Annotated in this window: 14 protein-coding genes; 5 read left to right on the plus strand and 9 right to left on the minus strand. The window is 35.7% G+C overall.

The window, feature by feature from the left end:
- The first annotated feature begins 20 nt into the window (after positions 1 to 20).
- The gene (locus tag ABWU58_RS04255) at positions 21 to 626 is read left to right on the plus strand and encodes a CvpA family protein (RefSeq protein WP_353282663.1); all 606 of its coding nucleotides are present in this window, start codon (positions 21 to 23) and stop codon (positions 624 to 626) included.
- A gap of 50 nt (positions 627 to 676) precedes the next feature.
- On the opposite strand, the gene uvrC is transcribed toward ABWU58_RS04255, so the two are convergent.
- The 9 genes from uvrC to ABWU58_RS04300 form a co-directional block, all read right to left on the minus strand.
- Positions 677 to 2,497 carry an excinuclease ABC subunit UvrC gene (gene uvrC, locus ABWU58_RS04260; protein WP_353282664.1) on the minus strand — a complete coding sequence of 607 codons (1,821 nt, stop codon included), beginning with the start codon at positions 2,495 to 2,497 and terminating at the stop codon, positions 677 to 679.
- 7 nt (positions 2,498 to 2,504) lie between these two features.
- Complete coding sequence (gene glyS / locus ABWU58_RS04265; protein ID WP_353282665.1) at positions 2,505 to 4,604, minus strand: glycine--tRNA ligase subunit beta; 2,100 nt, start codon at positions 4,602 to 4,604, stop codon at positions 2,505 to 2,507.
- A 3-nt stretch (positions 4,605 to 4,607) separates the two neighbouring features.
- Entirely contained in the window at positions 4,608 to 5,447 is an 840-nt protein-coding gene (locus tag ABWU58_RS04270; RefSeq protein ID WP_264329343.1) for a glycine--tRNA ligase subunit alpha, read from the minus strand.
- Between the two features lie 44 nt (positions 5,448 to 5,491).
- Complete coding sequence (locus ABWU58_RS04275) at positions 5,492 to 6,250, minus strand: phosphatidylglycerophosphatase (RefSeq protein ID WP_353282666.1); 759 nt, start codon at positions 6,248 to 6,250, stop codon at positions 5,492 to 5,494.
- Positions 6,251 to 6,387: 137 nt separating this feature from the next.
- The gene (gene hemB, locus ABWU58_RS04280; RefSeq protein WP_353282667.1) at positions 6,388 to 7,389 is read right to left on the minus strand and encodes a porphobilinogen synthase; all 1,002 of its coding nucleotides are present in this window, start codon (positions 7,387 to 7,389) and stop codon (positions 6,388 to 6,390) included.
- A gap of 12 nt (positions 7,390 to 7,401) precedes the next feature.
- Positions 7,402 to 7,833 (minus strand): IS1096 element passenger TnpR family protein, encoded by a 432-nt coding sequence (locus tag ABWU58_RS04285; RefSeq protein ID WP_353282668.1) that lies wholly within the window; start codon positions 7,831 to 7,833, stop codon positions 7,402 to 7,404.
- 49 nt (positions 7,834 to 7,882) lie between these two features.
- Entirely contained in the window at positions 7,883 to 8,902 is a 1,020-nt protein-coding gene (nuoH, locus tag ABWU58_RS04290) for an NADH-quinone oxidoreductase subunit NuoH (protein ID WP_353282669.1), read from the minus strand.
- Positions 8,886 to 10,934 carry an NADH-quinone oxidoreductase subunit NuoG gene (gene nuoG / locus ABWU58_RS04295; protein ID WP_353282670.1) on the minus strand — a complete coding sequence of 683 codons (2,049 nt, stop codon included), beginning with the start codon at positions 10,932 to 10,934 and terminating at the stop codon, positions 8,886 to 8,888. Before nuoG ends, nuoH begins: the two co-directional genes overlap by 17 nt.
- A 2-nt stretch (positions 10,935 to 10,936) precedes the next feature.
- Positions 10,937 to 11,152, minus strand: a complete 216-nt coding sequence (locus ABWU58_RS04300; protein ID WP_265025693.1) for a hypothetical protein — start codon at positions 11,150 to 11,152, stop codon at positions 10,937 to 10,939.
- Between the two features lie 179 nt (positions 11,153 to 11,331).
- On the opposite strand from ABWU58_RS04300, the gene ABWU58_RS04305 reads away from it, so the two are divergent.
- From ABWU58_RS04305 to ABWU58_RS04320, 4 genes are all read left to right on the plus strand, one after another.
- Complete coding sequence (locus ABWU58_RS04305) at positions 11,332 to 11,559, plus strand: hypothetical protein (RefSeq protein ID WP_353282610.1); 228 nt, start codon at positions 11,332 to 11,334, stop codon at positions 11,557 to 11,559.
- 217 nt (positions 11,560 to 11,776) lie between these two features.
- A complete protein-coding gene (locus ABWU58_RS04310) occupies positions 11,777 to 12,475 on the plus strand; it encodes an IS4 family transposase (RefSeq protein WP_353282609.1) in 699 nt (232 codons plus the stop codon).
- Between the two features lie 742 nt (positions 12,476 to 13,217).
- Positions 13,218 to 13,343 (plus strand): hypothetical protein, encoded by a 126-nt coding sequence (locus ABWU58_RS04315; protein WP_353282671.1) that lies wholly within the window; start codon positions 13,218 to 13,220, stop codon positions 13,341 to 13,343.
- 386 nt (positions 13,344 to 13,729) lie between these two features.
- Positions 13,730 to 13,870 carry a hypothetical protein gene (locus ABWU58_RS04320; RefSeq protein ID WP_019078704.1) on the plus strand — a complete coding sequence of 47 codons (141 nt, stop codon included), beginning with the start codon at positions 13,730 to 13,732 and terminating at the stop codon, positions 13,868 to 13,870.
- The last annotated feature ends 17 nt before the right edge of the window (positions 13,871 to 13,887 follow it).

Consider the following 13,887-nt stretch of genomic DNA (forward strand, 5'->3'; position numbering starts at 1 on the left):
AAACCATATAGATATAAAATATGCTTTTCGATAGCCTAATTATCTTCATTGTTGTTCTATGCGTAATAATCTCGGTAACTAGAGGTTTTATAAAAGAGCTATGCGCACTAATGTTTCTATTTTTATCAATTTTTCTGACAGCTAATCACTATGATTTTTTCACTCCAAATTATAGTAAATATTTTGATTCTAAAGTTATACTAAACATACTTTCTACAATCTCTGTATTTATTATACTTAATCTTATATTCATGATAATAAATAACTGGCTAATGTACATATTATCACCCATAAGGTTGGGGTTTATCGATAGAGTTACTGGAATCTTTCTCGGAGTGCTTAAAGGAATATTGCTCTCTTATGTATTATTTTTTGCTGTGCACTTATATTGCTACACAGTATATGACAAAAAAGAATATGGCAAAAAAGAGGAACATTCTGAAATAAAAGCAGAAAACATATTGCCTAATTGGATAATAAATTCACACTCTTATCAGGCTTTATTTGTGACAGCAGAAGAAGTAATTGACATGTATGTACCAGAGTCGTTGATACTAAAAATAAAAGAGATTGGTGGAGAAATAGTTGATCAAGAAAAACCCAAAAACAATAAAAAAGAAGAGTAAATATTTATTTATAAATATGTTCATTGGGAGTATTCAAAAAGCCATATGTGTCAGGTTAAGAGCACTCCTCTCTTATAATTCACGTATTTAAGAATGACTTCTGCTAAACCTTTACTAATTCCAGGTACGTTTTGAATTTCAGCCAGAGAAGCTTTGCTTATATTTTTCACTGAACCAAAATAAGACATCAACGCTTTTTTTCTTTTGTTGCCAATGCCAGGTATTTTGCTTAATTGTGAAACTATAAACTGTTTATCGCGTTTTTTTCTATGTGAAGTTATCGCAAAACGGTGGGCTTCATTACGCAGCGATTGTAAGTAAAGCATGACTTTGCTGTCATTTGCCAGACTGAATTCTTCCCTGCTCAGCATATAAAATCTTTCATTTCCTGCGTTACGATCAGGACCTTTTGCCATACAAGCAAAAGGAACGTTTATATTCAATACTTCCAGTACATTCTGTACTATAGAAACATGTCCTGGTCCACCATCAATCAGTAAAAAATCAGGTATTATGCCTTTTATATTGCCGGAGAAACGTCTGGTTAGCACTTCCCTCATCATTTTATAGTCATCGCCTGAAAATTTTTCCTTTATAGTAAATTTTCTGTACTCACTTTTTAAAAAACCCTCCTGCCCTGCAACAACCATTACACCAATTTGTTGATTTCCAAATATATGGCTATTGTCATAAACCTCAATACGCTTTGGAATGTTTGGTAACAAGAAGATTTTGCTAAGCTCCTCAAGCTTTTCTAGGTTATTTCTATAATCGATAAGCTTCTGCTCTAAGCTATGCTGAGAGTTATCATAAACAAATTTCAATAAATCACGCTCTTTTTTATTCTTTGCATGCAGAACTTTTACTGGCTTTTGAGCAACCTTATATAGTGCTTGTTCTATAATTTCCTTATCCACAATAGAATCTGGAACGTAAATTTGTATTGGAGGTATGTTAGCTGAATTATAAAAATTGACCAAAAAGGTGGATAAAATTTCATCATTTGAGTGATCACCACAGTTCTCGGCAAAGTAAGGAGTGCTGCCGTAGTTGTCTTTATTTCTGAACGATAACACACTAATACATGCTAGATCCTCCTCACGTACAATACTGAAGAAATCTGCATCTTTTTCAAAAGAAAAATCCGTGTGCTGTATTTGAATTTGCTCAAGAAACTTTACCCGATCTCTATATATAGCAGCAAGCTCATAGTTTTCTTCACTGCTGCACTTTCTCATTGTGAAAAGTAACTGTTCTTTCACTTCCTTATTTCTTCCAAGCAATGTATTTCGTGCCTGTTTTACTGATTGGCAGTAGTCGTCTTTTGTGATTTTGTTTATGCATGGTGCTGAGCAGCGCTTAATTTGATATTCAATACATGGTCTTTTTGTTGAGGAAAAGTATTGATCTGAACATACTCTTAGGAGAAAAGCTTTTTGCAATGACAATATAGTTTGCTTAACAGCAGCGGCAGATGTAAAGGGACCATAATAATGAAACTCATTCTTCTTAAATTTGCCTCTATATTTTGCTATTCTTGGATAATCGTGCTTGGAAATTGTTATATAAGGATAAAATTTTCCATCCTTGAGCACAATATTATAAAGTGGTTTCAATGATTTTATTAACTGTGCTTCAAGAAGCAGTGCTTCGATTTCATTCTCAGTGATGAATATTTCAACCTTAACAACCTGTGAGAGCATAACTCTAATTCGTTCAGAAAGGTTTTCGAATTGAAGATAGTCAGATAATCTCGATTTCAAGTTTTTTGCTTTACCAATGTATAAAACTTTATCCTTATCTCCAATCATCTTATACACACCACAAGACTGCGGAGATAATTTTATCTGTTCTTTATATTGCTTGAACATTTATCCATTACTTGACTTGTATGAGGTTAAAATCTGCTACTAAATGAAAGATGAAAACTACATTTTTAAGCAAAGATAATCTATTTCTCCTTAGCTTATCAGAATCGCAATTGATCTTTACACTGTCCATAAATTGGTTGATAAATGGAGCAAAACCAGTAAGTTCATCAAGTGCTGTATTGAAGTAACCATTTTTCATTGCTCGTTTAATGCTTTTACAAACAGCTATAGCACAATTTGATAGTACTATTTCTTCACTATCAATCAAAAACTTCTTATTATAAGATATACTGTAAGTGATATTGTCATTTTTTTCTGCTTTGTTAACTATGTTACTTACCCTCTTATAAGTGCTCAGAACCTGTTCGCCTTCAGGCGTACTAAGATAATGGTCTAATACAACAGTTTGCTTTTCTGCTGTTAGCAGATCATTAATATCGGTCCTATATAATATTGAATCTACAATATTTTGCTTTATACCTCTATTTTTTAGAATAACCTTAAATCTTTCCAAGAAAAATTTAAGGACTACTTCTAAAATTTTTTCTTTTAGCTTACTAAATTGACCAACCGGCGCCACATCCCCAGCCAATGCAGATTCTAAATGTAAAGATACTGACTTACCTATCAATAGCCTAATTGAAACATGCAAATTATTTTCAAGTATTGTTCTAATTATACCAATTGCCATTCTCCGCAAACCAAACTGATCATATGAACCAGAGATCTTTTCACGTGCTGCAATCAAACCAACCAAACTATCCACCTTATCAGCAATGGATACAGCAATTGCAGTAGGAGATTTAGAACACTCTTGCTCTGGCCCGATTGGCTTATAGTGTTCAGTTATAGCTTCCACTATTTCTCTATCTTCTTGAAAATAAGAAGCATAATATCCACCCATTACTCCTTGTAATTCTGGAAACTCTCTTACTATCGATGTTGCCAAATCAGCTTTTGCCAAATATGCAGCACGTTCAACTTTTATCAGCGAAGCATGTGGAATAAATATAGCTATATACTTTGACAAAGCCGTAATACGCTTCACCTTTTCTCCAACGCTGCCCAGATAAGCATGGAATAATATCGAGTCTAATTTTTTGACATAATGATCTAGATTTTCCTTTTTATCTTGAGATATTAAAAATTGGGCATCAGCAAGACGTGCTTCTAATATTCTTTCGTGCCCTTTAACAACTTTATCATTGTTGACATTAACAACAGTGACAAAGTGTGAAATTCTCTTTCCATTACTTAAAGCAAGATATTTTTGCTGCGTATTAATTATACTAAGAATTACTTCCTTCGGTAATCCAAATGACTTTTCTTGATTCACTTCACCAAACAGTACGATTGGCCACTCTATAAGCCCTGTCAATTCATTTAGTAAATAATCATTTTTCTCAAGTTGTAAATTCTGCTCTTTTGTGAATTTATTAATCTGATCTAGTATAAATTGCTTTCTTTTGTCCAGCTGGAGAATTACGCTGTTTTTTTCTAGCAATTCAAAATAGTCTTTAGGTGCTTTAATAGTTAACGTCGCATCACTTGAGAGAAATCGATGGCCATATGTTGTGTTAGATGCTGTGATCCCTGCAAAAGACACAGGTATTATTTCGTCATTTAAAATGCATAAAATGTTTTTAATTGGCCTAACCCACCTTTCTTTTCCTTCGCCCCATCTCATGCTCTTCAACCAAGAAAAGTTTTTGAGCATTTCCTCCAGTTGATTTTTGAGGAATTCTCTGATGTTAAATGAGCAGCTTTCTCTTTTAATGAAGTAAAAATCCTCATTATTTACTTTTCGAACGAGCAAATCTTCTTCATTTTTCTGATATTTTCTTAAAAAACCTTCGATAGCACTTTTTGGTGCGTTAATGTTTGGTCCCTTAACTTCGTTATTGGAATCCTTTAGCTCCAAAGCATTTATGTTGTCAACAAATAGGGTAATGCGACGCGCCGTTACAAAAACCTCCATTGATGTAAATTTTACATTATTTTTGTTAAAAACATTGGCAATACAGCTCTTAACTTGAGTTGCAGCTACATTCTGCATTCTCGGTGGTATTTCTTCTGAAAGGCACTCAAATAACAACTGCAACGACATACGCTATTTACTCATGTACAATTCGCAACATTTTTTTGTCAGCTCTCTAACTCTACCAATATGCGCTGTACGTTCATTGACACCAAGCACACCTCTTGCATCAAGCAGATTAAGTAGGTGACTAGTTTTAATACATTGGTCATAAGCTGCCATTGGTAGCTCCTTTTCAATAAGGAACTTACATAATTTTTCCGTATCTTCAAATTGCTGCTGTACCACTTTAGTATCATAATAATCTAACGCTAGATAAGAAAATTCATATTCTCTTTGTTTAAAAATATCTCCGTAAGTTACACCGTTATCGTTCCAAGTTATATCGTAAACATTATCTACACCTTGTATGCACATTGCTAAACGTTCCAACCCATATGCCACCTCACCAGGAATCATCTTGCAGTCAATCCCTCCAACTTGCTGTATATAAGTAAGCTGTGTTACTTCCATTCCATTGCATGTAACTTCCCATCCAAGTCCTGATGCACCAACACTTGGGTTTTCCCAATCATCTTCAACAAACTTAATATCATATTTTTCTGTAGATATGCCAAGAGCTTTTAAGCTATCTAAATAGACGTTTTGTAAATTATTACCAGACGGTTTTATTATAACTTGGTATTGATGATGTTGATACAAGCGATTAGGATTATCACTATAGCGCCCATCTGCTGGCCTAATTACTGGTTGTAGATATGCAATTTTTGTCGGTTTTGTATCAATTGCAGACATAATTGTTGCAGGATGTAATGTACCAGCACCAACTTCAGATGTGTATGGGTGAAGTATAACGCACCCTTCACCAGCCCAAAAATCTTGCAACTCTTTTATTATACTTTGTAAATTCACACAAATTGCACACTTTTTATACTAAATATATAAATAAATAAGTACTATTCAATATTTATTTTTTTTGCAGCACTATGTAAATAATCACCTAAAACTGCTGAACTTTCCCTCACATACTGAATTATGCTTTTATTTAGAACAATTGCATCATGCATAGTTAAATCGCAGAATATAAATGCTGTTAAATACAGTAAAATCACCGCATAAAATGTGTGAAAAATTCCCTCAAATGTGATTGATATTGCATTATTATAGCTGAGCTGTATTGAACTTATTGGCCATGGTTTTATCACTTCTACGACATTAAAAAATACGTAAGGTATCATAAGAAAAAAGAAAAAGTGCATAAAATCATTAAACCAAAATGGGCATTGAAACATCTGCTTACATATACTCCCATAGAGTTTACTTACAGCATAATAAATTGACATTATTGCTGGCATTGAAAGTGCTACAGTCAATACTTGCCCTGACGCTATTTGTATTACTATGTCTTCACCACTGTTTGCTGAAGGGTCCTGAGCATGAAAAATAAATATTCCAACTAATTGCATTACTAACATAACTATTGCCAATTTTGTAAAAACAGCAGCTACAACTATTCCTGAATTTGGCATTTTATATAGTAAATATTCGCCTCCATATGTAAAAATCAATATAACATCGACAATAAATAATATTAAAAAAGAAGACCAATAGTTCTGCCAACCTGGTAAATATCCTATTCCCAAAAAAGAGCTTACTGTTTTGGCAGGAAAAACCTTACCTAGTATCTTTCCCAAAAATTCAAAAAAAATCCCCATGCTCTAAGTAACACTTGGTTTATATTATTTATAATACTGTATTGTAACGGACTTATCAATAACTTAAAACATGTATTGGAAAATTTTAGGTAATATGCAGCAACAGTAGAAGAACATGCGCCAAAAATTTAGTAATTTTATAGGGCTTGTGCACTTAAATTTTTTGCAATATCAAGTGCAGCGTAAGTGAATACTGCACTTGCACCCGCACGTTTGAAACCAATCAAAGATTCATAAATCACCTTGTCATAATCTAGCCAGCCATTATTTGCAGCAGCTTTTATCATTGCGTACTCACCGCTTACTTGGTAAGCAAAAATCGGAAAATTAAACTTATCACTTGCTGTTTTGATAATATCCAAATATGGCATGCCTGGTTTAATCATAATAAAATCTGCACCTTCATTTATATCCATTTCAATTTCGCACATTGCTTCACGCGCATTTTTATAATCCATTTGATAACCACTTTTGTCTATAGAATGTGATAGCCCACATGAACCAACAACTTGCCTGAATGGAGCATAGAAGCTAGAGCAGTATTTTACCGCATAAGATAATATTAATATGTCTTGAAAGTTGTTATCATCTAATGATTTTCTGATTCTTCCTATTCTACCATCCATCATATCAGAAGGAGCAACTATATCACATCCTGCCTTCGCTAAAGCAAGTGCTTGCTTACACAGTACTGATATAGTTTCATCGTTTTCTACATCCATCTGATTATCTTTTAAAATGCCGTCATGGCCGTGAATAGTGTATGGATCCAGTGCAACGTCTGCAATAATACCAATTTCAGGTACCTTTAATTTTACAGCACAAATTGCTTTGCAGATTAAGTTGTTAGAGTTATATGATTCCTCAGCATTTTTAGATTTTAATTTGTTATCAACTACAGGGAAAATCGTAACAGCATTAATTCCTAAATCCTTAGCTTCCTTAATTATGGAAACCAGCCCATCTATTGAATAACACTTTACGCCTGGTAAGCCAGAAATTGGTTCAGTTGTTTCTCCTCTGTCATGAACAAACAGAGGAAAAACTAGATCATTTACTGATAAACTATTTTCACTTGTTAAATTGCGAACCCATTTGCTCGAGCGCCTGCGTCTTAATCTTGTATTTGGAAAAAACATCAGCAAGTCCTGCTATTCATCATCATAATCAGGATATTGTTCAGGAGCCTTACCCTTTTTCTTAGTTATAATTGGATACTTTTTACCAGCCTCTGGATCAGCAACACCTAAACATTCCACCAAAAACATCCAATCATCGCCATAATCAAAGAGAAAAACCATTCTCTTGTTAGGTTTAAAAACCTTATAAATGTAAGATTTTTTCACACTTTTTTCATTTGGTCTAACCTGGTTACCAGAATCATAAAATAATGTATACTCTTCGCTGCTTTCATAAATATCATCGATATTATCATAAAAACCAAATGCATGGTCGAACTGAAAACCAAAAGCGCTTACAATCGCTTCTGCAAATTGGTAAAGGCTAGTTGCACCCTCCAATTCTATTGTGCGATAAATGTCTTCTTCTAAGTAAACTTTAAAGATATATATTTGCTCTTTCATATTTATTTACACCTTTATTTTATATTTTAATCAACTTATAGTTCTAAACTTACTCTCCTGGCAAATTTCCAGTAAAGAGCAACACTCCTGAAACGAGGATCACCCAAAGCACCGATATTGGTAGAAATACCTTCCAACCAAGACGCATTAGCTGATCATATCGATAACGAGGTATTGTTGCTCTAATCCAAATAAATACGAACAAAAGTATAACTATCTTCAAAACGAACCAAATTAAACCTGGAATTTTATAAAGCAAACCAAGCTCTAACGGAGGATACCATCCTCCTAGAAAGAATATCGTCATCATAGCACCTGCTAAAATCATATTTGCATATTCTCCAAGAAAAAAGAGGGCAAAAGGCATGGATGAATATTCAACGTTATACCCAGAGACAAGCTCTGCTTCAGCTTCTGGTAAATCAAATGGATGGCGGTTAGTTTCTGCAAGCAAAGAAATAAAAAATATTACTCCTATAGGCATTAGCAGTAAATCAACCCAAAATGGCATATTATGTTTTGCCACTACCATTTCTCCAAGATTTAATGTTCCAGTTGTAACAACAACTGTAGCAACTATTAAGCCTATTGAAACTTCATATGAAATCATCTGAGCAGCCGACCGTATAGCGCCAAGAAATGCATAATTAGAATTGCTTGACCAGCCTGCAATAATCACGCCGTATACTCCCAGCGACGATATAGCTAGCACATAAAGCACTCCAACATTAATATTTGCTATAACCTTAGGAATCACTACTTGCTGGCCATTTTCTACAATTACTTCAGCACCAAACGGTATAACTGCCCAGGCAATTAATGCCAAGATAAAGGTAAGCATTGGAGCCATAATGAACAGTATGGTGCTCGCTCTAAATGGTATTATCGGCTCTTTAATCAGTAGCTTAATAGCATCTGCAAATGGCTGCAATAGTCCAAAAGGTCCAACTACACTTGGGCCGTGCCTCAGTTGAATTGCACCAATAACTTTACGCTCAAAGTATACCAAGTACGCAACTGAAAGTAGTAGCGGTACTAAAATAAATAAAATATTAACTAGCGTGTTCATAAAAAGCTTTAGTACAATCTGCCATTATTTTTGAAGCACGACTTATTGAATCCGTCATATAAAAATTACACTCCTTTAAAGTAAAAGGTGTATTACTTAAGCTTATCTCACCATTGCTAATTGGCACCCATGTATTTTTTACCACTTGATCAGCATTTCTGAACTGTGGACCGATAGTATCTAATTTTTTTCTCACGTCAAATAAACTATCATATGGTAAAGAGAGATCCAAATATTGCGAGAGATTTTTAATAATTAACCAATCCTCCTTTGCTTCACCTGGAGGAAATACAGCTAAATTTGTTCTTTGCACTCGACCTTCAGCGTTTACATAAGTTGCATATTTTTCTGTATATGCAGCACCAGGCAAGATAACATCTGCCACATGTGCACCCTTATCACCGTGATGACCTTGATAAATTACAAATGTATTTTCTAATTTTGATGTATCAATTTCATCTGCACCAAGAAGATAAACAACTTCTATTTCACCACTTTCTGCATATTGCAATATTTGATTAATATCCCTTTCGCCTTTTTTAGGAACAAACCCAATATCTAGCCCACCAACTCTTGCTGCAGCTTTATGCAGCACATTAAAGCCATTCCAGTCATCTCTGACCATGTTAAATTTTTCTGCAATTTTGCCAGCTAGAACTAGAACTGATTCAGAATCATCTCTTACTAATGCATCTTGACCGATAATCAGCATAGGGTTTTGAGCAGCTACCAGCAGCTCACAGAACTTATGATTTCCATTTGCTATTTCACTCAAAATATCAGGATTATCGCCCAATTTCTCAACATGATATAAATATTCAATGTTAGGACCAACACTTGCAATAGGAAAGTTGCCCTGTAAATATCTCTTTCTCAATCTTGCGTTAATTATTGGCGCTTCTATTCTTGGATTTGTATTGATTAGCAAGCATAAATCTGCATTCTCTATACCCTCGATGGTGGTATTGAATACATATGATCCACGATTATTTGGTACGAGTTTTGCTCCATCCTGTCTGCAATCCATATTCTCTGAACCAAGCTTCTGCATCATTTCTTTTAATAGAAACATAGATTCACAATCCGCCAGGTCACCTGCAATTGCAGCTATTTTATTCGATTTTGTATTCTTCAATTTCTTTGCAGCAACAGTTAATGCTTCATTCCAATCAACTGGAGCTAATTTACCATCTTTTTTTACATAAGGTTGGTCAAGACGCTGAACTTTCAATCCATCATAAGCAAAACGAGTTTTGTCTGATATCCATTCTTCGTTCACTTCTTCATTGAGTCTTGGCAATATTCGCATAACTTCAGGACCCCGATAGTCGACTCTAATACTACTTCCCACAGCATCTAGCACATCTATAGTTTCACAATGTGATAGCTCCCATGGACGCGCTGTAAAGGAGTAAGGCTTTGAAGTTAAAGCCCCTACCGGGCAGAGATCTATGATATTTCCAGATAATTCAGAACTAATATGCCTTTTTATGTAAGTGCTAATCTCTACATTTTCTCCCCTTCCGATTCCTCCAAGTTCATTTGTACCTGCAACATCAGACAAAAATCTAACACACCGAGTGCAATGAATGCATCGATTCATCGCAGTCTCAATCAGTGGTCCGAAGTGTTTTTTTGGCACAGCCCTCTTATGCTCATCAAGTCTGCTGGTTCCTTTCCCATAAGCCATCGTGATATCTTGCAAATCGCATTCACCACCTTGATCGCAAATTGGGCAATCAAGCGGGTGGTTAATTAGCAAAAACTCAAGCACACCTTCACGTGCTTTTTTAACCTTAGGGGTATCAGTGTGAATAACCATCCCTTCTGCAACTGGCATTGCACAAGAGGCTACTGGTTTTGGAGGCCCACCTTCAACTTCAACCAAACACATTCTGCAGTTACCAGCAATTGCTAAGCGCTCATGATAACAAAAACGTGGAATTTCAACGCCCACAATTTCACAAGCTTGAATTATAGTGAGCCCATGCTCTACTTCACATTCCTTAGAATTAATAGTAACTTTAACCACAACTATTGTACAGCTTCCCACTTTATAGGATTGCCGCTTACCTCATCTTCAACCAGATTGCCGTTGTCATATTGAGCAGACATATAATTCATGCGCGAGTCACGATCTATATATCTAACAGGTTTCACCGGTTTATCTTTATACATTTTTTGCTCAGCTTTCTTACGCTGAGTAGGGTTATTTTTACTAGCTGTCTTTGCTTTCCCACCTACTGCCATATAAACTCCTAAAAACTTTTCATTCTATTTTAACACTTAAGTATATAGCGTCAATATTTAATAACTTTAAAGTGCGTCCAGAAAAGGCGTGTATGTTCAGTGGGAGCTAAACCCATAAGTGTTGAAAGTAATACAAAAAGGATATAAAGAGCTATTATTGCAGAAAAATGGAGGCAATAATGGATCAAATAGAAGGCATATTAAGCTTAATTAAAGACAAGGATTTGGAAAGGCTAGGAAAATTAAGTGAGATAGATAAATGCAATACTAAGTTAGTGGGCAAAATCATATTTAAAGGCTTAATGAAGTTAATATTAATGGGTCAGAAAACAAGCTTAAGAGCATTAGCAATGGTAATAAACAGGTGTGTGATAGATAAAAATGATGACAAAAGTACAGTCACATAAAGTGGCTTGTCGAAAAGGTTAAAAGTTCTGATTATTTTAAGGGAGTATATATTGATCTGATAAACAAAGTTGAAAAATTGTTGCCCAAAAAAACGTCACATGATTTACATAGATTTGATTCAACAATCATAAATTTATCAGGGTATCTTATAAAAGATGGACTAAAGTTAGGTAACCAAAGTAATAAGTCAAAGTAAGTCTGGGATTAAAAGGACAATTGCCAACAAGTATAAGGTTTTGTAAAGGGCAAGAAGAAGGTAGTGAAGACATAGCACTGGTAAGGGCAATCAACGAAGCAAAAGTTGAAAAAGAGGATATTTTGCTATTTGATAGGGGAATCAGAAAGGTTGGAACTTTTGCTGAGTTTGATGAGAAGGAATACAAATTTATAACAAGAGTTGAAACAAGCAGAAAGCATGATGTTGTAAGTAGGAGTAAAGTTATTCAAGGACAACAGCAAGATGGATCAGAAATTTTAGAAGATATAATAGTTAATCTTTATCGCGCACAGGGCAAAATTGCAGAAAAGCATAACTTACGTTTGATAAAAATCAAAAACAAGGCAGGAAATGAAATAAGGTTTTTAACTAACTTGTTTACAATGCCTGCTTATGATGTTGCACAGGCGTATAGGCGAAGGTGGGACATAGAAGTATTCTTCAAATTTATAAAGCAAAACCTTGGATATAAACACTTTTTGAGCCATAGCATGAACGGAATGAAAGTATATATTTATATGATTATTATTACAGCCCTGCTGTTTCTCGTTTATAAAATTAAAAACAATTTACATGGATTTAAAATGGCATTATTGCAATTTACACTAGATCTTAATGATTCTTTTATACGCTCAATTGTTTTACTATCAGGAGGTAATTTACATGTTGTCGATCATCTTATATCACGCCATTTTTGATACTTTCAACACTTATGAATGCGTACCACGGCGCACCCTCTCGATTTATACAGCTTCCATTACTCAGCCTTGATGATTCTATCAAAGTCTTTGTTTTAACCGATTGCTCCTCCCTTTCGGTTGACAAATAATTAAAACTAAATCCCTTCACTCCATTTCCATTACAGAAACTCCTTCGCTACTACGCGCCCCTGTTTTTCGCATCAGTACTCTCACCCTTGGAGTTTAGCTCCTTGGATTTCTCCCTTACCATCGAAACGACAGGTTCCCGCAGTTCCACACAATAGCCTAAAATAGATTCATGTCACCTATATGCCGGACGCTACCTACCCAGTAAGCAAGTTTCCGGTAGATTTATCCCAGAAGAGTAGTGGACTCCTGGTTTTAACGTCATCCAAAGCCTTTCGTACACCTCATCAGTGGTTCATTTTCATTCATCTCTCTATTTCATACATGACGTATAAATACGCCTTTTCCATAACGCTCACCACCTTACCAAAGCAGCTTATGGTTGTTTAAAGCCTGCTCTTGTAAACCGGCTTTGAGGGACCTACCCTCATCTATTGCATAGCTTTTGCACTTAAGTTTGCCCTATCCTGAGCATTCTTTGTGTCTCTACGGCACACCACCGCTGCAACTCGTACAAGCCTTAGGGTGCAACCGTATTATTAGGCATTGCAGCAGCAGTAGCACTTTTTGCAACCGGAACAGTTGCAATTGAGTTAATACCATAGTAATAGCAGTGGCTGCAATTGCAGCAGCAGCACTAGCGGTTAGTGGCGTTACATATATGATGTTAAAACCTAGTACTAAAATAGATGGAGTGGAAGAAGAACAAGGCATAACTGGAGATGAGCGGAAAGCTTGATCTGCTGGATTCCAGTGTCAGCTACTTTCATGACATCATAGAGGCACTGGGATGACAGTGCGCCGTAGAAACACGGAAAGTGTTGAAGCTGTGCAGTAGATGAGGGAGGGCCCCTCGGAGCCGGTTTGCAAGAGCAGGCTTCAAACAGCCATAAGCTGCTTTGGTAAAGAGCTAAGGTAGTGAGCGTTATGGAAAAGGCACAATTATGTGTCATGTATGAAATAGAGAGACGAACGCAAGTGAACCACTGATGAAGTGTCGAAAGCGTAGAGACGACGTCAAAACCAGGGGGTAGTCGTTAACCTGGGATGAATCTACAGGGAGCTTGTTTACTGGGTAGGTGGCGTCCGGCATAAAAGTGGCGTGAATCTATTTTAGGCTATTGCATGGAACTACGGGAACCTGTCGTTTCGATGAAAAGGGAGAAGTCCAAAGAGCTGATCTCTGAGGATGAGAGTACCGATGCGAAAAACAGGGGCGGATTAGCTCGTAGTAGCGAAGAAGTTTCTGTAATGGAAATGGAGTGAAGGGGCTAAGTTATTTA

This window comes from Wolbachia endosymbiont (group A) of Pogonocherus hispidulus (assembly GCF_964028195.1).
Classification (GTDB): Bacteria; Pseudomonadota; Alphaproteobacteria; order Rickettsiales; family Anaplasmataceae; genus Wolbachia.